General features: G+C 70.9%; 16 protein-coding genes. 7 read left to right on the top strand and 9 right to left on the bottom strand.

Features of this window, described 5'->3' with window-relative positions; genetic code table 11:
- Positions 1-9 precede the first annotated feature (9 nt).
- The 5 genes from FN821_RS11490 to FN821_RS11510 form a co-directional block, all read right to left on the bottom strand.
- The gene (locus FN821_RS11490; RefSeq protein ID WP_131172750.1) at positions 10-1494 is read right to left on the bottom strand and encodes an SPFH domain-containing protein; all 1485 of its coding nucleotides are present in this window, start codon (positions 1492-1494) and stop codon (positions 10-12) included.
- Between the two features lie 45 nt (positions 1495-1539).
- Entirely contained in the window at positions 1540-4236 is a 2697-nt protein-coding gene (locus FN821_RS11495) for an ABC transporter permease (RefSeq protein ID WP_131172751.1), read from the bottom strand.
- The gene (locus FN821_RS11500) at positions 4236-4949 is read right to left on the bottom strand and encodes an ABC transporter ATP-binding protein (RefSeq protein ID WP_131172752.1); all 714 of its coding nucleotides are present in this window, start codon (positions 4947-4949) and stop codon (positions 4236-4238) included. Before FN821_RS11500 ends, FN821_RS11495 begins: the two co-directional genes overlap by 1 nt.
- Positions 4946-5518 carry a PadR family transcriptional regulator gene (locus FN821_RS11505; RefSeq protein WP_131172753.1) on the bottom strand — a complete coding sequence of 191 codons (573 nt, stop codon included), beginning with the start codon at positions 5516-5518 and terminating at the stop codon, positions 4946-4948. The genes FN821_RS11500 and FN821_RS11505 overlap by 4 nt, the downstream gene beginning before the upstream one ends.
- A 597-nt stretch (positions 5519-6115) precedes the next feature.
- A complete protein-coding gene (locus tag FN821_RS11510; protein ID WP_241660235.1) occupies positions 6116-6532 on the bottom strand; it encodes an ArsR/SmtB family transcription factor in 417 nt (138 codons plus the stop codon).
- A 98-nt stretch (positions 6533-6630) separates the two neighbouring features.
- Between FN821_RS11510 and arsM the strand changes: the two genes are divergently transcribed.
- The 6 genes from arsM (at position 6631) to FN821_RS11540 (ending at position 16200) form a co-directional block, all read left to right on the top strand.
- Positions 6631-7521, top strand: coding sequence for an arsenite methyltransferase (arsM, locus tag FN821_RS11515; RefSeq protein ID WP_131172754.1), 891 nt, complete (start codon positions 6631-6633; stop codon positions 7519-7521).
- A 226-nt stretch (positions 7522-7747) separates the two neighbouring features.
- Positions 7748-8965 carry an MFS transporter gene (locus FN821_RS11520; protein WP_131172755.1) on the top strand — a complete coding sequence of 406 codons (1218 nt, stop codon included), beginning with the start codon at positions 7748-7750 and terminating at the stop codon, positions 8963-8965.
- On the top strand, positions 8962-9585 hold the full coding sequence (locus FN821_RS11525; protein ID WP_131172756.1) for an ArsR/SmtB family transcription factor: 624 nt from the start codon (positions 8962-8964) through the stop codon (positions 9583-9585). Before FN821_RS11520 ends, FN821_RS11525 begins: the two co-directional genes overlap by 4 nt.
- Positions 9582-12743, top strand: a complete 3162-nt coding sequence (locus FN821_RS11530) for a DEAD/DEAH box helicase (RefSeq protein WP_206662100.1) — start codon at positions 9582-9584, stop codon at positions 12741-12743. Before FN821_RS11525 ends, FN821_RS11530 begins: the two co-directional genes overlap by 4 nt.
- A 51-nt stretch (positions 12744-12794) precedes the next feature.
- Positions 12795-13790 (top strand): LacI family DNA-binding transcriptional regulator, encoded by a 996-nt coding sequence (locus FN821_RS11535; RefSeq protein ID WP_131172757.1) that lies wholly within the window; start codon positions 12795-12797, stop codon positions 13788-13790.
- A 1-nt stretch (position 13791) separates the two neighbouring features.
- Positions 13792-16200, top strand: coding sequence for a glycoside hydrolase family 2 TIM barrel-domain containing protein (locus FN821_RS11540; RefSeq protein WP_131172758.1), 2409 nt, complete (start codon positions 13792-13794; stop codon positions 16198-16200).
- Positions 16201-16380: 180 nt separating this feature from the next.
- Here FN821_RS11540 and xdhB read toward each other — a convergent pair whose 3' ends face one another.
- Positions 16381-18759: a xanthine dehydrogenase molybdopterin binding subunit gene (gene xdhB / locus FN821_RS11545; protein ID WP_131172759.1), complete on the bottom strand. Its 2379-nt coding sequence runs from the start codon at positions 18757-18759 to the stop codon at positions 16381-16383.
- Entirely contained in the window at positions 18756-20171 is a 1416-nt protein-coding gene (locus FN821_RS11550; RefSeq protein WP_131172760.1) for a xanthine dehydrogenase small subunit, read from the bottom strand. Before FN821_RS11550 ends, xdhB begins: the two co-directional genes overlap by 4 nt.
- Before the next feature lie 323 nt (positions 20172-20494).
- Here FN821_RS11550 and FN821_RS11555 point away from each other — a divergent pair, with 323 nt between their 5' ends.
- Complete coding sequence (locus FN821_RS11555; RefSeq protein ID WP_131172761.1) at positions 20495-20761, top strand: hypothetical protein; 267 nt, start codon at positions 20495-20497, stop codon at positions 20759-20761.
- Here FN821_RS11555 and FN821_RS11560 read toward each other — a convergent pair.
- Complete coding sequence (locus tag FN821_RS11560) at positions 20754-21188, bottom strand: DUF2177 family protein (RefSeq protein WP_131172762.1); 435 nt, start codon at positions 21186-21188, stop codon at positions 20754-20756. The two genes, FN821_RS11555 and FN821_RS11560, sit on opposite strands and share 8 nt — an antisense overlap.
- Positions 21185-21658, bottom strand: coding sequence for a pyridoxamine 5'-phosphate oxidase family protein (locus tag FN821_RS11565; protein ID WP_131172763.1), 474 nt, complete (start codon positions 21656-21658; stop codon positions 21185-21187). Before FN821_RS11565 ends, FN821_RS11560 begins: the two co-directional genes overlap by 4 nt.
- Positions 21659-21776 lie beyond the last annotated feature (118 nt).

Below are 21776 nucleotides of genomic sequence, written 5' to 3' on the forward strand. Positions count from 1 at the left end.
GCGGCGCCCCTAGCTCTTCTCTTTGGACTTCGACGACGCGGCGATGTCGGAGGTCATCGACATGATCTGCGGGATCAGGTCGCGGGCCTTCATGATCGCGCCGACGACGACCTGGCCGAGGCCCTCGCCGCCGTTGAGGACGGTGAGGTCCTTGATGTTGGCGAACGGCTTCACGGCGGCCTCGACGATGGCCGGCATGTTGGTGGCGACCTGCTGGGCGATGAGGCCGTCCTGGCCCTTGGCCAGCGCGTCGGCACGGGCGCTCATCGCGGCGGCCTCGGCCTCGCCGGCGGCCTGGACGGCCTTGGCGGAGGCGAGCCCCTTGGCCTGGGTGGCGGCGGCCTCGGCCTCGCCGGTCGCGCGGGTGGCGTTGGCGTTCGCCTCGGCCTGCAGCTTCGTGCGGGCGGCCTCGGCCTCCGCGGCGAGCTTCACGCTCTCGGCGTTGGCGGCGGCGCTGACCTTGACGCGCTCCGCCTCAGCGGCCGCGCTCAGCTGGACCTGCCGGGCGGCGGCCTCGGACGCCGCGATGTCGGCGTCCCTCTTGCCCTCGGCCGTGACCTTGGCGGCGTAGGCCTCGGCGTCCGCGGGCTTGCGGACGTCGGTCTCGAGCTGCTTGGCCGTCAGGTCGGCGCGCAGTTCGGCGGTGCGGGTCTCGGCCTCGACGACCTGCTGCTTGGCGATGGCGTCCGCGAGCGGACCGGCCTGCGCAGCCTTCTTCAGCGCGGTCTCGGCCTCGGCCTGCAGTTCGGCCTGACGCTTCGTCGCGGCCGTGCGCGCCTCGGCCATGGCGATCGCGGCGGCCTGTTCCTTCTCAGTGGCGGTCTGATCCTGCTGGGCCTTCGCCATGCGGGCGACAGCCTCGGCGGCCGCGACGTGCGGCGTCCGAATCAAACCGATGTAACCGGACGGGTCCTCGATCTCGAGCAGCTGCATCGAGTCGATCTTGAGGCCCAGGTTCGCCATCTCGGTGCTGGACGCCGCGCGGACCTCGTCGCGCAGCTTGTCGCGGTCGCTGAGCAGCTCCTCCATCGTCATGTTGCCGACGATGGCGCGGAGGTGGCCCGCGAAAATCGAGTGAACCTGGTTGAGCATGTAGGCCGGGTCCTTGCCCAGGAAGCGGCGGGCGGCGTTGGCGATCTCGCCGTAGGTGTCGCCGATCTTGAAGATCACGCTGCCCTCGATGTTGACGTCGATGGCCTGGCGGGTGCGGCACTTGATGGTGAGGTTGGTCTCGATGAGGTTCAGGTCGAGGCGCCGGACGGTCTCGATGCCGGGGATCACCAGGGTGCCCTGGCCGGTGATGATGCGGAACCGCATCGACTCGTCCGCGCCCGTGGTGATCGCGGCGCCGTCGCCGACGTTGCGTCCGGAGATGATGAGGGCTTCATTCGGCTCCGCGACCCGCCAGGACGCCTTGAACAGGACGAACGCGAGCGCCAAAACGGCGACGACAGCGATGAGGATGGGCAGGATGCTCAGCAACGCACCGGGCATGGGGGTGACCTTTCTAGGTGGGCCTGACTCCAATGTAGCCAGCGGTCAATCCCGGCGGCGCGCCAGCGCCTTGGACGCCGGCGTCACCACCCACGCGACCGCCGCCCCGACCGCCGGGACGCCCACGATCAGCACCGCCAGGTGCGTCCAGGGGATCGCGAAGGCGCCAGTGTAGAGGTGTTCGAACCCGAACTGATTCAGCACCTTGACCAGCGCTACGCCGACCGCCGAGCCGACCACGCAGCCCAGGAAGACCACCACCGCCAGGTGGGCGGCTGTGGTGGCCTTGCGCAGCTTCGGCGGTGCCCCGATCGCGGCGAGCGTCGACTCGTCCCGGACGCCGTCGGCGACGGCCAGCGCAGTGGTCAGTCCGGCGACCATCAGCACCAGCAGGGTAGCGACGCCGAGCACGGCCCAGACGATGGGCTCTTCCGGACGGTTCGGGTCGCGCGGAAGGGCGACGTTCTGGACGCCGAGTGAGGCCAGCCTGGCCTGCAAGCGGTCGTTCTCGTCGGCGGTGACGCGGCGTCCGACGTCGAGCACGAGCGACCCGGGATAGGTGACGATGCCCAGCTTCTTCGCCGTCTCGGGGCTCATGAAGGACCAGCCGGCGACCCCGTCAGGGACGCTCATCAGCAGCCCCGCGTGCGGTATGGGCTTGATCGCGGTTTGCTCGCCCTCGTTCTCGGCGATCGCTTCGCTCCGGTCCGCCGGGATGACCAGCACGAGCACCTGCCCGTCGGCGACCGCCGCCCGCTGGGTCGTCAGCACGACGCCGGACGCCAGCGCGTCCGTCTCGGCGGTCGTTGGGACGCGACCCAGCAACACCTGCAGCTCGGACGGGCCGCCGACCACCGTCTGGTAGTCGGCACCTCCCATCGCGACCGGCCAGACGCAGCGCCAGTCCTCGCGGTTGGGGAACTCCTGGTCGGGGCACCTGTTGGACTCGGGCACTTCAAGCACGACGGAGCCCTGGACAAGCTTGGTCGAGGTGGCGGTGACGCCCAGCAGGGCGTCGACCGCGTTGGCGGCGGCGGTGAGGTCGCGGGGCTGGGCGGTGGGACCGTCCTGGGCGCTGAGCAGCACGTGCATCGGGTGCACGAGCCAGACGCGCTCGGCCCGCTGCGCGGCCAGCGCGCCTTGGGTCAGCGTCATCAGCGCGGACGCCAGCGTCGCGGCCGTGAGCACGGCGCCAACCGCGGGCACGACGCGTCCGCGGTGGCGGTCCAGGTCGCGCAGCACCACCCGCATCGCCAGCGGACGCCGCGGCGCGAGCCGCGCCAGGCCCGAGATGGCCGGAGCCAGGCAAAGAACCGTCCCCAGGACGAGCGCCACCACGATGCCCGCCTCGCAGGCCGTGATCAGGGCGCGACGCACCGAGCCAGGTCGCCGCTCTTGAGCCAGCACCGTGGCCGCGGCGTAGGCCACGCCGCCGAGCGCGAGGACGATCAGTCCGCCGAACGGGATGCGGGCGGGCGGCGCCTGACCTTCCGGAGAGCGGACCGCCTCGAGGGCGTCCACCTTGCCCACCCAATGGGTGGGGGCGATGGCCGCCAGCAGTCCGGACGCGATGCCCAAGCACGCGGCGATTGCGACGCCGCCCGGGGTGATGTTGAGCCCCCAGATCGGGTAGGAGCGGTCGGTGGTGGCGACGGCGGCGACCGCCGAGGCCCCACCGACCAGCCCGACGGCGAGCCCGGCCAGGGTGCCGAGTCCGGCGATCCAGATGGCGTTCCACAGCGTGATGCGCCGCAGCGTGCGGGTCGGGGCGCCGACGGCGCCGAGCAGCCCGAGCTGGCGGCGCGACGACCGGACGCCGATCGCGAACGCCGAGCCTGCGACGAATGTGATCAGGACCATTGCCAGCGAGCCGATCAGAACCGTCGCCGTGAACCACTGACCCCCGAGGTCGTCGTAGAGGCTGCGCGGCGAGGTGAGCAGCAGTTGGCGTCCATAGGCGAACACCCCGGCCTGGTTGGCCGCTGCCACGTCCATCATCGTGAACGGTCGCTCACCGAACAGCAGCACTTCGTCCTCGGCGGCGCCCACGGCCAGCGGGTGGTTCGGCGATGCGAAGACCGTCGCGTCCCACAGCGTCGGCGACGACAGTACGCCCGCGATCGTGAAGACGCCCTTCGGCGTTTCGATGGTGTCGCCGACGCCCTTGGCGAAGTCGCGGCTGAAGGTGCGGCTAACCAGCACGGACGCCCCGGTCGGGTAGCTGCCCGCGGCGAGGTCCCAGCGGCCGGCGACGTCGGGCGAGGCGGCGTCCACGACCTTCAGCAGCACCTCGGTAGGCAGCTTTTGGCCGTCGGAGAGGCTGCGCTGCACCTTCGCGCGGCCGACCGAGATGGTGAGCGTCCGGTAACCGGGCGGAACTGCGGAGCTCGGTGCCGCGGGCGGGCCCGCCAGCTTGACCAGCCTGCGCTCGTCGCTGCACAGGCTCAGACCGTTGGCGGTCTGCGGGCATAAGCTCCTGTCCCCGTAGACGTTGCCGGGCGTCAACGACGCCTGGGCCTGGCCCAGCTGCCGCGCCACCCGCTGTTGAGGCGTCGGGTAGCCGGACGCCGCGAGCGTCACTCCGGCGACCACGCCGGCCACCGGCAGCCCGATCAGGACGGCGACGAGCAGGCTGCGTCCGCGGTGGGCTAGCACGTCGCGCCAGGCCAGCCGCTGGGCGACGGACGGGAAGCGCCGAGCACGAGGCGAACTGGCGCGTGCGGCGTCCGGCATCTTGAACATCAGGCGCCGGCCAACAGGACGGCGGGGTCGTTGGCGACGCGGGTCGAGTCGACGACGCGGCCGTCGCGGAGGAAGACGATCCGGTCGGCCCAGCCGGCGTGGCGGGCCTCGTGGGTGACGAGGACGACGGCGACGCCGTCGTCGGCGAGCAGGCGCAGGCGCTGCATGACGTCGTCGCCGGTGGCCGAGTCCAGGGCGCCGGTGGGCTCGTCGGCGAGGACCAGCTTGCGGTCGCCGACGATCGCGCGGGCGATCGCGACGCGTTGGCGCTGGCCGCCGGAGATCTGGTCGAGGCGGCGTCCGGCCAAGTCGGCGATGCCGAGCCGTTTGAGGGCCGCGCGGGCGGACTGGCGCGCCCAGCTGGGATCGGTGCGGTCGAGCTCGAGCGGCAGGGCGACGTTCTCGATGACGTTGAGGGTGGGGACCAGGTTGTAGTCCTGGAAGACGTAGCCGACGTGGCGTCGTCGGAGACGGGCGAGGGCGTCCCGCTTGAGGCCTTGGAGCGGGTGGCCGGCGACGGTGACGGAGCCGGTCCAGCCCTGGTCCAGGCCCCCGGCGATCGCGAGCAGCGTCGACTTGCCCGAACCCGAGGGGCCCATGATCGCCACGAAGTCGCCCTCGTCGACGGTGAGGGTCACGTCGTCCAGGGCGCGCACCTCGGACGCCCCCGCACCGTAGATGCGCGTGACGGCGTCCAACTGCAAGACGCTCATCGGACGGCCTTGTCTTTCGACTGCGCCGGGGCGGTGACCGCGGCTGGGGCGTCCGAGCGGGTGGGGGTGGGACGACTCGCGAGGCCCTCGCAGTGATCGAGCCAACGGATCTCGGCCTCGGCGGTGAAGATCATCAACTCGACAACCATGAGCCAAGCCGTGTCGGAGGCGTCCGCCTGGCGCTTGGCCAAGGTGTAGTGCTGCAGCGTCCGCATCGTTGCGGTGCGCTGGGCCTGGATGATCGCGGTGAGATCCGCATGAGTGGACGCCGCGAGCGCCAGCTTGATCGCCAGGTCGTTGCGGGGCGGGGTGGTCTGCTCGATCGGGGTGGTGAACCAGGTCTTGAGTTCGGCGCGGCCCGCGGGAGTGATCGCGTAGGTACGGGTGTCGTCGGTCGGGTCGAGCGGGGTGACGAGGCCGTCGCGCGAAAGACGGTCGAGGGTCGTGTAGACCTGCCCGATGTTCAGCGGCCACGCGGACGCCGTCCGGCGCTCGAACTCGGTCTTGAGCTGGTAGCCGTAGGCGGGGGACTCGTCAAGGATCGCGAGGAGTCCGTACTTGATCGACATGGGGAAGCGCCTTTCATACCGGGTATGTAAAAGTAGATACCGGGTATGGCTGCGGCGTCAAGACGGTGCAGGCGGAGTTGCTGTTGTAGGAGAACAGCAACTCCGCCGGTAGTGGGCAGTGGGTTGCCTGGCGATGTCGTTGGGGTTGTGGGTGGTCGAGTGACGTTCCGCTGCGGACGCCGATGCCGTCCTCGCCCGTGAGTCCGGCGACCCCGCTCGTTCCTCGCGGTCTCCCGGCTTTACGCCCGACCGCACCCAGGCCGGCATCGGCGTCCTCCGCTTCAACGGCACGTTGCGCTGTAGGCCAGCCAACTTCGTTCGGGACGGCGGCCCCGGCCTTGGACTCAAGGGGCACGGACGGCACCCAGAAGCGGACGGCGGCGGGGTCGTCCCGGGTGCGGTCGGGCGTAAAGGAGACGCCAGGCTCCAAGGAACGAGGAGGCTTGCGTCTCCACGGGCGAGGGGCGACCCCGCCTTTGTCCGCGGCAACGAAACTGTCGTCGAGGGTCGCCCCCGCCGTTGTCCGCGGCAGCGAACCTGCCACCGCGGGGCAATCGTCGCCCGACACGGAGTGCGCCGCGGTGGGGTGCCCGGACGCTACTTGGTGCGCACGCAGCGGTGGCCCAGCAGGTCGGCCAGGGCATCAAGGGCGTCCGGCTGGGCCCAGTAGTAGACGAACGTGCCTCGGCGCTCGCCGTCGATCAGTCCCGCTGCTCGGAGGGTCTTGAGGTGGTGCGACACGGTCGCAGAGGACAACTCAAACGCGGGCGTGATCTCGCACACGCACAGCTCGTCCGTGGCGGCGATCATCGCCATCATCCGTAGTCGCACAGGTTCGCCGAGGGCCTTGAACATGGCCGCCAACCGGTCGGCATCGGCCGTCGCCAGCCCCGCCACCGGATGCGTCTCGCGCGAGGCGCCGCAACAGCCGCCCATGGTGGGGGAGTTCGTCCCCGGCACCGCCTTCGTGGCAGCCCTGACCAACGCGGTGACCCTGCTCGCATCACCCTTCATGGGACGATCTTGACAGTTTTCGAAACAGAGGTCCACACTGCGATTGATTCGACAAACGTCGATTCAAGTGAGTCATAGAGGCTGGGACGGAGAGGGCGATGGCGACGATCGGCAACGAGGGCGACGTTCACGAGGTGGTCAAGGAACGCTACGGCGCGGCCGCACGCGCCCAACTGCAGGTGCTGGATGCGCCGGCGACGGCGTCCTGCTGTGGCCCGACGGGCTGCTGCGGGGAAGGCGCCAAGGCGGGCACGATCGGCGCCGTCGACCCCATCTCACGCAACCTCTACGACCCCTCGACGCCCTTCGATGCCGCGCTCGCGGCTTCCCTCGGCTGTGGAAACCCGACCGCGCTCGCCGAACTGACGCCGGGTGAGGTGGTGCTCGACCTCGGCTCCGGTGGCGGACTCGACGTGCTGCTGTCCGCCCGCCGCGTCGCCCCGGACGGCCATGCCTACGGCCTCGACATGACCGACGACATGCTCGCCCTGGCCCGCCGCAACCAGGCCGAGGCCGGCGTGACGAACGCCACCTTCCTCAAAGGGCAGATCGAGCAGGTGCCGCTGCCCGACGCGTCCGTCGACGTCGTCATCTCCAACTGCGTCATCAACCTGTCGCCCGACAAGGACGCCGTCCTGGCCGAGTCGTTCCGCGTGCTGCGCCCGGGCGGACGCTTCGCCGTCTCCGACATCGTGCTGCTTCGCGAGATCCCGGACGCCCTCCGTCGCGTCGTCTCCCTCTGGACCGGCTGCATCTCCGGGTCCCTGCTCGATCGGGACTACGTCGCCAAGCTGACGGCTGCCGGATTCACGGACGCCGGCGTCCAGGTCACGCGGAGCTACGACCGCGCCGAGCTCGAAGAGCTCGCCGGATCGCTCGATCCGAGTCAGCTGCCGCCGGGCACCTCCATCGACGACGCCATCGCCACCCTCGACGGCGCGTTCGCGAGCGCGTTCATCCGGGCGACGAAGCCGCGCGACGGACGCTGAGCGGGCCGAGGCTGGTCGAGGATGCCGAGGATCGGCAGCGATGCCGAGGATGCATCCTCGGCATCAAAGTGCGAGGTAGGCGTTAGCGCGCAGCCCCGGGTGAACATTCAGGGTGGCTGGCGCCCGCGGCCCCGTCGTCCGGGGCGCGAGCGTCGCCCATCACCGCTCAGACAACTTTGATCAAAGACCATTGCGCAAGAGGATTTGATCTTTTAGCTTTGGGCCCGTGAACCTCTTCAAGAGCCGCGACTACCGCTGGTGGTTCGTCGGCGACACCGCGGGCGCGTCGGCGATCGCGATCAGGCAGTTCGCGGTCCCGCTGGCGGCCTACGCGCTGTCGGGATCACCGGCCCTCGCCGGCCTCCTCGGCGCCGTCCAGGTCGCGGTCGCCACCGCTGCGTCACTGCCCGGCGGCGTCCTGATCGATCGTCACGACCGCCGCCGGATCATCCGCGGCTACGCCCTCGCCGGGGCGTCCATCTGGGCGGCCGTCGGCCTCCTAGCCCTCAGCGGACGCCTCACGTTTTGGCTCTTCTTCGCCCTCGCCACCATCGGCGCCGCCTTCGCCGGACTCTTCGGCTACGCCACGGACGCCGCGCTCCGGACGATCGTGGATCAGTCCGACTACCCCAAGGCCATGGCCACCAACGAGGGCCGGGACGCCGGCGTCCAGCTTGCTGCCGGACCACTCGGCGGCGCTCTGTACGCCGTGAGCCTGGCCGCGCCGTTCCTGACGGCCCTGCTCGGTTATGCGACGCTCGCGGCGTCCACCTGGGGCATCAAGACCGACCTGACGCCGCCCGCCTTCGACCGGACGTCCATCGTGCGCGAGATCGCCCACGCTTGGCGGTGGCTGTGGTCGAAGCGCCGCCTCCAGGTCATGCTGCCGATCTTCGCCGCCGTCAACGTGGGCGAGGCCGGTGTCATGTTCACGCTGCAACTGGCGCTGCTCGAGCGCGGCGCCAGCCCGGTCCAGATCGGCACCCTCTCGGCCGTCCTCTCGGGCTCGTTCCTCCTGGGCGCGCTCCTGGCCGGACGCCTCGTCCAGCGCGTGCCGACCGGAGGTCTCGCCATCGCCGCCCTCATTTGGGTCACCCTGTGCCAGATCCCCACCGCCCTGACCGACTCCTACCCTATCTGGCTAGGTGCGATGGGCCTCGGCGGCCTGCTCCTGCCCGCCCTCAACGCCGCGATGGGCGGCTACCTGTTCGCCCAGACGCCCGTCGAACTGCAGGGCCGCGTCCAGACCCTGCTGGGACTCTTCGTCGGCGGGCTGTCCGCCCTCGCGCCCCTGGCCGCCGGACTCCTCCTGCCGGCCGTCGGCCTCACCCCGACGATGGGCGCCTTCTTGGCCATCCTCGCCCTGGCCACGGTCGCCGCCGCACTCTCGGACGCCGTACGCTCGATCCCCAGACCGGACCGTTGGGAGGAGGCCCCGCTGTGACCGAGGCGCCGCGACCCCAGCTGCCCGAGCCGGTCATGCTGGACGCGGCCACGATGCGCGTCCTCGCCCACCCGATCCGCGTCCGCCTGGTCTGGGAGCTCGGTTCGACCGCGCAGCTGCGCACCGGTGATCTCGCTGCCGCCGTGGGCGAGCCGGTCAACAAGGTCTCGTATCACCTCAAGCTGCTGGCCGAGGCGGGACTCATCGCCAAGACGGCGTCCAAGCACCACACCGACGGACGCGAGACCTGGTGGACCCTCGCCAACCCGTCCGGACTGACGTACGACCCGAACGATCCGGCGAGCCAGCCCGTCGCGGCCGACCTGCACACGCTGACCTCCGACCTGCGCGGCCAGCTCGAACGCCGCTCGTACGCGCTGAACCACGACCGGGCCTGGCACGGCGTCCAGAACCTCTACACGGTCCACCTCACGCGTGACGAGGCCGACGACTACTGGGCGCGCCTGTGTACCATCCTCGACGAGATCCAGGCCCTGGACGTTGCGCGTCGCGACACCGACTTCGACGCCGACGTCGAGTACGTCGTCGACCTGAGCTTCCTGCCGATCACGGTTCATCACCCCGAGAAGGGCCAGCCGCGCACCAAGGACGCCCCGTGAGCGAAGCACCCTGGGGACGGGACTGGACGGTCGCCGCCCTGCGCCTGCGGTTCGGGCCGGATACGTTCATGCGCGGCCGGGCCTATGCCGTGCAGGGACGCGTCCGCGACATCCAGATCGAGCAGGCCCCGGGCACCACGATCATCACGGCCAAGGTGGGCGGCGGGTCGACCTACAAGACGACCGTCATCCAGGGCCAGGGTCCGCGCGGGATCACGGTCCACGTCCGCTGCACCTGCCCGATCGGCCACGACTGCAAGCACGGCGTCGCGGTCATCATCGCCGCCCAGGCCCAGGCCGCGACCCGGATCGTCCCCGCCTGGGAGCGCACCCTCCGCGAGGTCGCCGCCGCCGCGTCCGCCGTGCACCAAGGCGCCCCGCTGGCGGTCGAGTTCACGCTCACGGGCGAGTCGCAGCTGCGGCTGCGGCCGCTGGTCTGGGGCAAGTCCGGCAAGTGGATCAAGTCCGGCATCACCTGGGACGCCCTCGCCTACGACTACCGCAGCTCCTACCTCGCCGCCCACCGCCGCGCGCTGCTGACTCTGGGCCGCGCCCTCGACGGCGACGGGACGCTCGGCCGCTACTACCACGGCGCCTCCGACGTCCGGTCGCTCGCCGACGCCGGCCCGACGGTCTGGTCCGCGCTCGAGCATGCGGCGTCCGTCGGGGTCGTCTTCGTGAGCGCCAACGGGACGCCGCCGGTGCGGCTCGCCGCGTCCCCGGCGTCGCTGGTGGTCGAGATCATGGAAGCCGACGACGGCGTCGAGATCGTGCGGCGCTTCGCCGTCGTGGGCGCCCAACGCGGTGCTCGGGTGACCGTCGTCGGACGCCCCGCGCACGGGCTGCACTGCCTCTCACAAGGGGAGTTGATCCTGGCGGGCCTGCAGCGCCAGGCGTCGGACGCCGAGCAGGCGCTGCTCGACAGCCCGAGTCCGCTCGTGGTTCCGACCGAGGACGTCGGTGCGTTCGCCACCGGCTACCTGCCCGCACTGAGGCGCCTCGGACGCGTCATCGTCGCCGATGGGCTCGACCTACCCGAGCCGGCGCTGCCGCGCTTCGAGGTCCGCGTGACGCCGCGGGGGCAGACCGCGGCGCTGATCCGCTGCGCGATCACCTACACCAGCGGAGACGCGACGACGCGCCTGAGCGTGCGACAGCGCTTCGACGAGCCGCCGGTCCGCGACCCGGACGCCGAAGCCGCGCTGCTGGCGTCCCTGCCGGACGGCTTCTGGGTCGCCGACGAGCAGCAGGTCACCGGACGCGAGCTGATCGACTTCGCCACCCGGGTGCTGCCCGCGCTGGAGGCGTCCGATGCCGTCGACGTGATCCTGGACGCCGACCTGCCAGACTTCCGCGAGGCCGACGAAGCGCCCACGGTCGAGCTGAGGATCGCCGAGCGCCCCGGCCACAACGACTGGTTCGATCTCGGCGTCGAGGTGAAGCTGGGCGACGAGACGGTCCCCTTCGCGGAGCTCTTCACGGCCCTGAGCCGCGGCGACGATCACCTGATCCTCGACTCCGGCGTCTGGTTCAGCCTGGACGTCCCCGAGCTCGATCGCCTGCGCCAGCTCATCGCCGAGGCCCGCGACCTGGCGGACGCCGACGAGCCCGGCTCGCTGCGGCTGCGCGTCGAGCACGCCGGACTCTGGGACGAGCTCGTCGGCCTCGGGATCGTCGCCGAGCAGGCGGCGTCCTGGCGGAAGGCCGTCGACGGGCTGCTCAACCTGGACGCCATCCCCGCGGTCGAGCCGCCCACGGGCCTCAACGCGACCCTGCGTCCGTACCAGGACGAGGGCTTCCGCTGGCTTCGGTTCTTGTGGGCGTCCCGGCTGGGCGGGATCCTCGCCGACGACATGGGGCTGGGCAAGACGCTGCAGGTGCTGACGGCCGTGGCGTCCGCGAAGGAAGCCGGCGAGCTGACCGAACCGGTGCTCGTTATCGCGCCCACGAGCGTCCTGGGCACCTGGGTCGCTGAGGCCGCGACGTTCACCCCCGGCCTCTCGGTGCGCTCGATCACCCAGACCGGGGGCAAGCGCGGGGCGACGCTGGCCGAGGTCATCGGGGACGCCGACATCGTCGTCACCTCGTACACGCTGCTACGCCTCGAGGCGTCCGACTACGCCGAACGCGCCTGGAGCGCGGTCGTGCTGGACGAGGCGCAGTTCGTCAAGAACCGCCAGTCGAAGGCCTACCAGGCCGTCCGAAAGCTGCGCGCCGGCGTCCGGTTCGCCCTGACGGGCACCCCGCTCGAGAACAACCTCATGGACCTGTGGTCCCTGCTGTCGATCACCTGCCCCGGCCTGTTCCCGCGTCCGGACTCGTTCGAGGAGTTCTATCGGCGTCCGATCGAACGCAGGACGGACGCCGACGCGCTGCCTCGTCTGCGGCGGCGGATCCGGCCGGTGCTGCTGCGCCGGACGAAGGAGGCCGTCGCCGCCGACCTGCCCCCGAAGCAGACCCAAGTGCTGTCGATCGACCTTGCGCCCGCGCACCGCCGCCTCTACGACCGGCAGCTACAGGCCGAGCGCAAGAAGGTCCTGGGCCTGGTCGGTGACGTCACCCGCAACCGCATCGCGATCCTGCGCTCGCTGACGACCCTGCGGCAGCTGTCGTTGTCGCCGGCGCTGATCGACCCGACGCACGCCGCGGCGTCCGCGAAGATCGACACGCTCGTCGACCTGCTCACCGAGGTGGCCGCCGAGGGTCACCGGGCGCTCGTCTTCAGCCAGTTCACGTCGTTTCTGGCGCTGGTCCGCAAGCGACTGGACGCCGAGGGCGTCCGCTACCAGTACCTGGACGGACGCACACGCGACCGCGCGGCGCGGATCGCGGCGTTCAAGGAGGGCGACGATCCGGCGTTCCTGATCTCGCTCAAGGCGGGCGGCTTCGGGCTGACGCTGACCGAGGCCGACTACGTGTTCGTGCTCGACCCGTGGTGGAACCCGGCCGCCGAGCTGCAGGCCATCGACCGGACGCACCGCATCGGTCAGGACAAGAACGTCATGGTGTACCGCCTGGTCAGCGCGGACACCATCGAGGAGAAGGTCGTGGCCCTGCAGCAGCGCAAGCGGGACCTGTTCGACGAGGTGCTGGGCGACGACGGCGAGCTGGCCGCACCGCTGAGCGCCGACGACATCAGGGGTCTCCTGGGCCTCTGAACGGATTCATCGGTGTGGGATGATCGTCCGGGTTGGAGCGAAGGGGCAGTGATGCGAGCCGGGGTCAAGGACGTCGCCAAGAGGGCCGGAGTGTCGGTCGGGACCGTCTCGAACGTCCTCAACCGACCGGACGCCGTCGCGGACGCCACCCGCGAGCGCGTCGAGGCGGCGATGCGCGAGCTGGACTTCGTGCGCAACGCGTCCGCGCGGCAGCTGCGGGCCGGCCAGTCGACCGCGGTCGGCGCGGTGCTGCTCGACCTGTCGAACCCCTTCTACACCGCGCTCGCCCGAGGCATCGAGGACCGGCTCGCGCTGGACAACCTCACCCTGATGGTCGCCAGCTCCGACCAGGACCCCGAGCGTGAAGAGCGGGTGCTGCAGCTGTTCGCCGAGCAGGGCATCCGCGGGCTGGTCATCACGCCGACCAAGACGACCAAGAAGCGCCTCGAGCGCCTGGACGCCTTCGGCATCCCGTCCGTGCTGCTCGATTCGCAGAGCAAGAGGCACGCGTCGGTCGGGATGGACAACGTCTCCGGTGGACGCCAGGTCGTCCGGCACCTGATCGAGCGCGGCCATCGCCGGATCGCCTACCTGGGTGGTCCAGAGCACCTGGAGCAGTCCCGGGACCGGCTCGCCGGCGCTGTCCAGGCCGTGGTCGAGGCGGGGCTCAACTCCGACGAGGTCATCGTGAGCCGCTGGCTGCCCGGGATGAGCGCCGACGACGGCCAGCGCGCCTTCATCGACGTCTACGACGGCGAGGCTGCCAAGCCGACCGCGTTCTTCTGCATCAACGACATCGTGGCGCTGGGCGTCCAACGGGAATGCCGGCTGCGCGGCTACGACATGCCGTCCAGGGTGGCCGTCGTCGGCTACGACGACGTGCCGTTCGCGTCCGAGCTGATGACGCCGCTGACATCGGTCCGGCAGCCGACCCACGAGATCGGGTACGCCGCCGCGGACCTGCTGCTGTCAGGCGCCGGACGCGACGTTCACCAGGTGTTCCGGCCCGAGCTGGTGATTCGGGCGTCCTCGGGCGGGCCGGCCTGACATGCGCATCGAGTTCGACCACGACTGGTTCGTCCGGACGCCGCTGGGCCCGTTCGCCGTTGTCCAGGGCGTCACGGCCGACCCCAAGCCGGTCACCTTGCCGCATGACGCCCTCCGCGACGCCGAGCGCACCCCGGGCGCCCCGGCGCGCGGGGCGTCCGCCTACTACCCGAACGGCGCGTACACGTACCTGAAGACGTTCGACGTGCCGGCCGAGTGGGCAAATTGCCTGGTCAGGCTGGAATTCCAGGGGGCGATGCGGCACGCGATGGTCTACGTGAACGACGAGCTGGCGGGCAACCGGTCCGACGGCTACGCGCGCTTCTGGGTGGACGCCACGCCGTTCCTGCGCGAGGGCGCCAACGAACTGCGGGTCGAGGTGCGCACCGGCGAGGACTCCCGCTGGTACTCCGGCGCCGGGCTGCATCGCTCGGTCGTGCTGCACGTCGACGAGCTGGTGCACGTCGCGCCCGACGGGGTCACAGTGACAACCGTCCGGGTGGACGACGGTCAGGCCGTCGTCGAGGTCGCCACGCGGGTCGCCAACGCGTCCGCGCGGACGGCGACCGCGTCCCTGCTGACGGTTCTGCGTGGCCCGTCCGGGGCGGAGGTCGGCCGCGACGGCGTCCCGGTGACCGTGCCGCCCGGCGAGACGGTGGTGGCGCGGCAGCGGTTCTACCTGCCCGACCCCGAGCTGTGGTCCGACGAGTCACCGGCGCTGTACGAGGCGTCCGTGTCGCTGGACGCCGCAGAGACGACCGTGACGTTCGGCGTCCGGACCATCGCCGTCGACCCCAAGCGGGGGCTGCTGCTCAACGGACGCCCCGTCAAGCTGCGGGGGGCGTGCCTTCACCACGACAACGGGCCGCTGGGCGGCGCCGCCATCGCGCGCGCCGAGGAGCGGCGCGTCGAGCTGCTGCGGGCGGCCGGATTCAACGCCATCCGGTCGGCGCACAACCCGCTCTCGCCCGCGATGTTGCACGCCTGCGATCGGCTCGGCATGCTCGTCATGGACGAGGCGTTCGACATGTGGGTCCGCGGCAAATCCCCCTACGACTACGCCCTCGACTTCCCGCAGTGGTGGCGCGCCGACCTGGCCGCGCTGGTCGCCAAGGACCGCAACCACCCGTCCGTGATCATGTACTCCCTCGGCAACGAGATCGCCGAGGTCGGGACGCCGCACGGCGCCTTCCTCGCTCGGTCGATGGCCGAACACGTCCGCATCCTGGACCCGACTCGGCTCGTGACCAACGGCGTCAACTCGCTGCTCGCCGTGATGGACGACTTCGCCGCCCAGGTCGCCGCCGCCGGCGGGCTGAACGAGCTGATGGCCGAGGACCCCGGGGCGTCCATGACGGGCGCCGCCGCGGGCGAGAACGTCACGCGCCGCACCGCGGAATCGCATTCGGTGCTGGACGTCGTCGGGCTGAACTACGGCGAGACCCGGTACGCGATGGACGCCGAGCTGTTCCCGGCGCGCGTGATCGTCGGCTCTGAGACCTTCGGCCCCGAGATCGGACGCCTCTGGCCGCTGGTGGTGGAGCACCCGCACGTCATCGGCGACTTCTGCTGGACCGGCTGGGACTACCTCGGCGAGGTCGGCATCGGGTCGGTCGCCTACGCATCGGACGCCGCCCCGCCGGGCCTGGAGCGCGAGTTCCCGTGGCTGACCGCCTGGTGCGGCGACCTGGACATCACCGGCTGGCGGCGTCCGCTGTCGTTCTACCGCGAGATCGCGTTCGGGCTGCGGTCCGAGCCCTATCTGGCGGTGCTGCGCCCGTCGCGGGCCGGGGATCCGGTGGTCTCGAACTCGCCGTGGGCCTGGTCGGATTCGGTGTCGGCCTGGACGTGGCCCGGATTCGAGGGGCGTGTCGTCGAAGTCGAGGTCTACGCGGACGCCGACGAGGTGGCTTTGGTCTTGAACGGCGCGGAGGTTGCGCGCGGGCCGGTCGGGGAGAGGCGTCCGCTGCTGGCGTCGTTCTCGATCGAGTACCAGCCCGGTGAGTTGGTCGCCGTCGCCTATCGAGGCTCCGACGAGGTCGGACGCCACGGCCTCGCGACCGCCGGGGCGGCGTCCCTGGTGTTGTCGGTCGACCGTCCGGCGATCCGCGCGGAGGCGTCCGACCTGGCCTACGTGACCATCGAGCTGCGGGACGCGTCCGGAGTGCTGGTGACCTGCGCGGAGGCCGACGTGACCGTCGAGGTGAGCGGCCCCGGCGTCCTGGCCGGGATGTGCTCGGCGAACCCGAGCACGACCGAACGGTTCGAAGGTTCGACATGGCGGACCTTCGACGGGCGGGCGCTGGCGGTGGTCCGGCCGACCGGGCCCGGCGAGATCGTCGTGACGGCCAGGTCGGAGGCGCTGGGCGAGGCCGTCGTGACCGTGCGGGCACTACCAGTCGGGCGATAACGAGACCCAGGTAAGCACTGATCGATCGCTGGCTGAGCTTGTCGAAGCCGCCTGTGCGAGGGCTTCGACAAGCTCAGCCAACGAATGACCCCGTTGCTCAGCGAACGAGTGACCCCGTTGATCAGCCAACGAGTGACCCCGTTGATCAGCCAACGAGTGACCCCGTTGATCTGTGTTTCCTTAGGTGCTTGGCGGCGCGGACGCCTCGCGGGCCTCGGTGAGCGCCCAGAAGACCGCCTCCGGCGTCGACGGAAGCCCGAGTTTGGGATCGCGCCCAGCAGGACCAAACGCCGCCGCGGCGTCCCGAATCGCCTCGAAGGTGCTCATCGCGAGCGTCAACGGCGGCTCGCCGACGGCCTTGGAGCCGTAGATCGCGCCGCGCTCGCTCAGGTTCGGCACCACCTCGATGTTGAAGACCTCCGGCAGTTCGCCGAGGCTCGGCAGCTTGTAGGTGGACGCCGAGTTGGTGAGCAGGCGCCCGCGGCCTTCGCCGTCGGACGTGTCCCAGCGCAGTTCCTCCATGGTCAGCCAGCCGACGCCCTGAGCGAACCCGCCCTCGATCTGGCCGAGGTCGATCAACGGGCTCAGCGAGTTGCCGATGTCTTGAACGATGTCGACCCGCAGCAGCCGGTGGGCGCCCGTGAAGCCGTCCACCTCGACCTCGCTGACCGCCGCGCCCATGCTGAAGTACTTGAAGGGCGAGCCCCACATGTTCTTGGCGTCCCAGTGCAGGCCCTGGGTCCGATAGAAGCCGGCCGCCGACAGGTGGACGCGGCTCCAGTACGCGGCGTTGACGACCTCGGCCCACGGCTTGCCCATCTCGGGATGCCCCACCGGGTAGACGAGCCCGTCGGCGAAGCGCACGTCGTCGGGCTGCAGCGGCAGGTTCCACTGCTCGACCGTGTCGTGCGACAGCCAGCCTGCCGCGACGTTGGCCAGCCGCTCGCGCAGCTGGTCGCAGGCGTTCTTCACCGCGGCACCGTTCAGGTCGGCCCCCGTGGACGCCGCCGTCGCCGACGTGTTCGGCACCTTGTCGGTGCGGGTCGGGGCGAGCTTCACCAGCTCGTACGGGACGCCGAGCGCCGTTGCCGCCACCTGGATCATCTTGGTGTGCAGCCCCTGGCCCATCTCGGTGCCGCCGTGGTTGATCAGGACGGAGCCGTCCTTGTAGATCTGGACGAGCGCCCCGGCCTGGTTGAACGCCGCCGTGTTGAACGAGATGCCGAATTTCTGGGGGGTGATCGCGAGGCCGCGCTTCACGTGCGGGGACGCCGCGTTGAAGGCGTCCACCTCGGCCCGCCGACGCTCGAACTCGCTGGTGGTGAAGGCGCGGTCCCAGATCGTGGCGAGGCGTCCGGCGTCCTTGACCGGCTGGCCGTAGGGCGTCGAATCGCCGTCGCGGTAGAGGTTGCGGCGCCGCAGGTCCTCGGGTGAGACGCCGAGTTGAGGCGCGCAGCGGCCCAGGGCGTCCTCGATGAACAACATGCCCTGCGGACCACCGAAGCCGCGGAAGGCGGTCTGCGAGGTCTTGTTGGTCTTGGCGATGCGGCCGACGACCTCGACGTTGGGAATGTTGTAGGCGTTGTCGCAGTGGGTGAGCGCGCGGGCCAGGACGGGGGCCGAAAGGTCCAGGCACCAGCCGCCGTCGGCGATGAATTCGCCGCTCATGGCGACGAGGTGGAGTTCGTCGTCGAAGCCGAGTTTCCAGCGCGCCAGGAAGGGGTGCCGCTTGCCGGTCATCGTGATGTCGAGCGAGCGCTCCAGCCGCAGCCGGACGGGTCGTCCGGTCAGCACCGCACCCAGTGCGGCGATCGCGGCCAGCCCGTGGGGCTGCCACTCCTTGCCGCCGAAGCCGCCGCCCATCCGCAGGCACTCGACGGTGACGGCGTGCGAGCCGAGGCCGAGCACGTGCGCGGTGATCTCCTGGGTCTCGCTCGGGTGCTGCGTGCTCGACTGCACGAACACCTGCCCGGACCCGTCCACCATGGCCAGCGCCGCGTGCGTCTCGAGGTAGAAGTGCTCCTGGCCGCCGATCTCCAGTTCGCCGGAGAAGACGTGGGACGCCGACGCGAACGCCGCGTCCACGTCGCCCCGCCGGACGACGGACGTGGTGCCCTGGAACGAGCCGGCGGCCTCGGCGTCCGCGATGGAAACGATGGACGGCAGCGGGTCGTACTCGACGACGACCGCCGCCGCACCCGCCTTGGCGGCCTCGAGTGACTCGGCCAGCACCCAGGCGACCGCGTGGCCGCGGAACATGACCTCGGACGGGAAGAGCGGCTCGTCGTGATGAATCCCCGCGTCGTTGACGCCGGGCACGTCGGCTGCGGTCAGGACTCGGACGACCCCCGGGACGCCGAGCGCGGGCTCGGTGTCGAGTCGCGTGACGAGCGCGTGCGTCTGCGGGGACCGAACCGGGTACGCGTGCAGGACGCCGGTGAGGCGTCCAACGAGGTCGTCAGTGAAGTACGCCGTGCCGGTGACGTGGCCGACCGCGCTCTCGTGCGGCTTGGCCTGGCCCACGACGGGGCCGTCCGGACGCTCCCACAGGCTCGTCATCGGGCCACCTCCTCACGGGTCGAGGCGAAGAATTTCAGCAGCGACTGTTCCAGCATGGCGCTGCGGTAGGCCGCGCTCGCCCGGGCGTCGCTGATCGGCGTCCCTTCGGTCTTCATCACGGACGCCGCCGCCGCGGCCGTCTCGGGGGTCCAGGCGCAACCGAGCAGGGCGTCCTCGGTAGCCAGCGCGCGAATCGGGGTGGCGGCGACGCCACCCAGGCCGATCCGGACGCGACTCACGACGCCATCGCTCAGCTCGACCGCGTAGCCGACGGCGACGCTCGAGATGTCGTCCATGCGGCGCTTGGCGATCTTGTGGAACGCCGTCAGCGGGGCCAGCGGCAGCGGAACCCGCACGCTCTTGATGAGTTCTCCCGGTTCGCGAAGTGTCTGGCGATAGCCGGTGAAGTAGTCGGCGAGCGGCACCTCGCGTTCGCCGCGGCGTCCGATCAACACCACGGACGCCTCCAGGGCCAGCAGCGTCGGCGGGCTGTCGCCGATCGGGGACGCCGTGCCCAGGTTGCCGCCGAGCGTGGCCGCGTTCCGGATGAGCGGCGAGGCGAACTGCGGCCAGAGGGCGTCCAGCAGCGGGACGCGTCCGGCGAGGCGGCGCTCGATCTCGCTCAACGTGAGCCCGGCGCCGATCTCGATGTGGTCATCAGTGAATTCCAGGCAGCGCAGCTCGGGCAGCGCCTCGACGGCGACCAGCGTCGCCTTGGTGCGGCCGAGGATGTTGCGCTCCACGTTCAGGTCCGTGCCGCCGGCCAGGGGGGCCGCACCGTCGGCGTCCAGGGCATCGAAGGCCTCGGCGAGACTGGCCGGACGCACGACCGCACCCGCGGCGTCCGAGACCGAAACGGGGCTGGGCCACGAGCTGGGCTGCGCGAGGCGCTCGACCCAAGGATCGTCCGCGGGCGGCGACTCGATCGCCAGCGCGGCGTCCTTGATGGGCCGGTAGCCGGTGCACCGGCACAGGTTGCCGGCGAGGGCTTCTAGGTGGACGCCGTTGCCGCAGCCGTGCTGCCCGGGCGTCCGGTCGGCGCGGTAGTACTCGCCGGCGAGGCTGGAGACGAAGCCCGGCGTGCAGTAGCCGCACTGGGAGCCGCCGGCGGCGGCGAGGACGGCCTGGGTGGGATGCAGGCGATCCGGCGTCCCGAGCCCCTCGACGGTGACGACCTCGGCGCCGTGCAGGGAGCCGAGCGTCACCAGGCACGAGTTGACGGAGTCGAGACGGCTGCGGGCGCCGTCCGGGCGGACGATGAGCACCGCGCAGGCGCCGCACTCGCCCTCGGCGCAGCCTTCCTTCGCGGCGGTCAGGCCGATCGAGCGGAGCCAGGTCAGTAGGTTGGTCTGTGGCGGCGTCCCCGTGGCGTCCCGCACGATCCCGTTCACGGTGATCTCCAGCCTGCCCACAACGCCTCCCAACCCGTCCCGAACCGACGGTCCGGGTGAGGCGACCCTAATCCGCGCCCGAGGGGGGCGACAAACATCATCTGCGCGGTACTTGCCAGCGATGCGCTGCGCCTGGGTCCAGGTGTCGACGACATGCTTCAGCGGCGACTACACGTGCCGGGCTTTCGACCATGGCAGCGTCTGGACGACGTCGGTCCTCACCGGAGGTGCTACGAATAGACCGCTCTGGGTCTTCGGCCAGGCCGGTCGTCAGGTGTGGGCAGTGTGCAACGGCGTCACGTCGAACCTGCTGACCTGGTGATCACGGACGTGCGGAGGTAGTCATGCAGTGGACGGTGGGTGTCATCTCGACCCTGGCGGTGGCCGGCCTGCTGCTCGGCACCGCGGTGCTGCCCCGGCCGACCGTCGAGCGCGCGCTGCTGGCGGTAGCCGCTGCAGCCTTGATCGCCTATGCCGTCTGGGGCCTCGTCCGTGACGCGGGCACTTTCTACTACAGCTGGGCGTCGTTCCTCGCCCCGGCGGCGGCCGTGGCGCTCTGGGTGTGGCGACGCCGCACGGCGGCGCCGAAGCCGAGGCGGGCGATCAGTTAGCGCCGGACCCGAGCGCCTTGAGGCGTCCGAGGATCGTCGCCGTGACCGCGGTCACGACGCCGCTCGCGACGGCGCCCCACGCCATGTCGAGCAGGGCCAGGCCCCACGGGAAGCCCTTCAGCACGGCCACCCCGGTCAGCCCCCAGGTCGCGTAGGCGAGCAGTCCGAAGAGCGCGCCGGACGCCGCCCGCGACGCCAGCGAGGCGTCCGGGTCGTGGGGCCGGACGCCGAACGCGACGATGCCGCAGACGAAAAGGGCGTAGAACAAGCCCGCGGCGGCTCCGTTGGGGCTGTCGGCCATCAGTTGCGGGATCTGGCTCCGGTACTGCTGGCCAGCGACGAGGCTGATCCAGACGACGTCGAGGGCCGCGAAGGTCGCGGCGGCCAGCAGGTAGGCGACTCCCCAGCGCCGGACGCTGTCGCTCACGCGTCGAAGGTCCCGTGATCGCCGGCCGTAGGCATGGTGCCCGTGACCTTGGCCTTGATCATGTCGAGCAGTTGGACGGCCGCGTTGGGGCTGTCCCAGTACGACACGGTGCCCGGGTCGACCTCGAGCACGATGTTGTCCGGGTTCTCCGGGCCGCCCGTGGTGTACGCGTCGTTGAAGACGTTCCAGAGGCGCTGCTTGAGTTCGACCGAGGTGTTGATCGCGCCGGTGCCCGAGACCGACACCCACGTGGTCGAGTCGACCAGTGTCAGGTTGACCTGCTTGCCGTCCGAGTCGCGCGCGACGTCGTTGGCGGCCTGGGTGATGAAGCGGAACACCCCGTCGGCGTACTCCTGCACGGCCATCGGGCGGCTCACGAGCCGGCCCTCGGCGTCCGTGGTGGTGAACATGGCGAACCGGGAGGTGCCGGCCAGGTCCTCGAGGCTGGGGGTCTGCTTGTCGTCGCTCATGCTGCGGCCTTTCCGAGGCGGACGCCTCACGTCGGCAAGCCTAGGGACGCCTGCGCCGGTCGACCATGGGTGTGCGACCCCAATTGCGGACGCCTCGCCCCCTGACGTGGACGGCCTG

Source organism: Propioniciclava tarda, assembly GCF_900182665.1.
GTDB classification, from domain to species: domain Bacteria; phylum Actinomycetota; class Actinomycetes; order Propionibacteriales; family Propionibacteriaceae; genus Propioniciclava; species Propioniciclava tarda.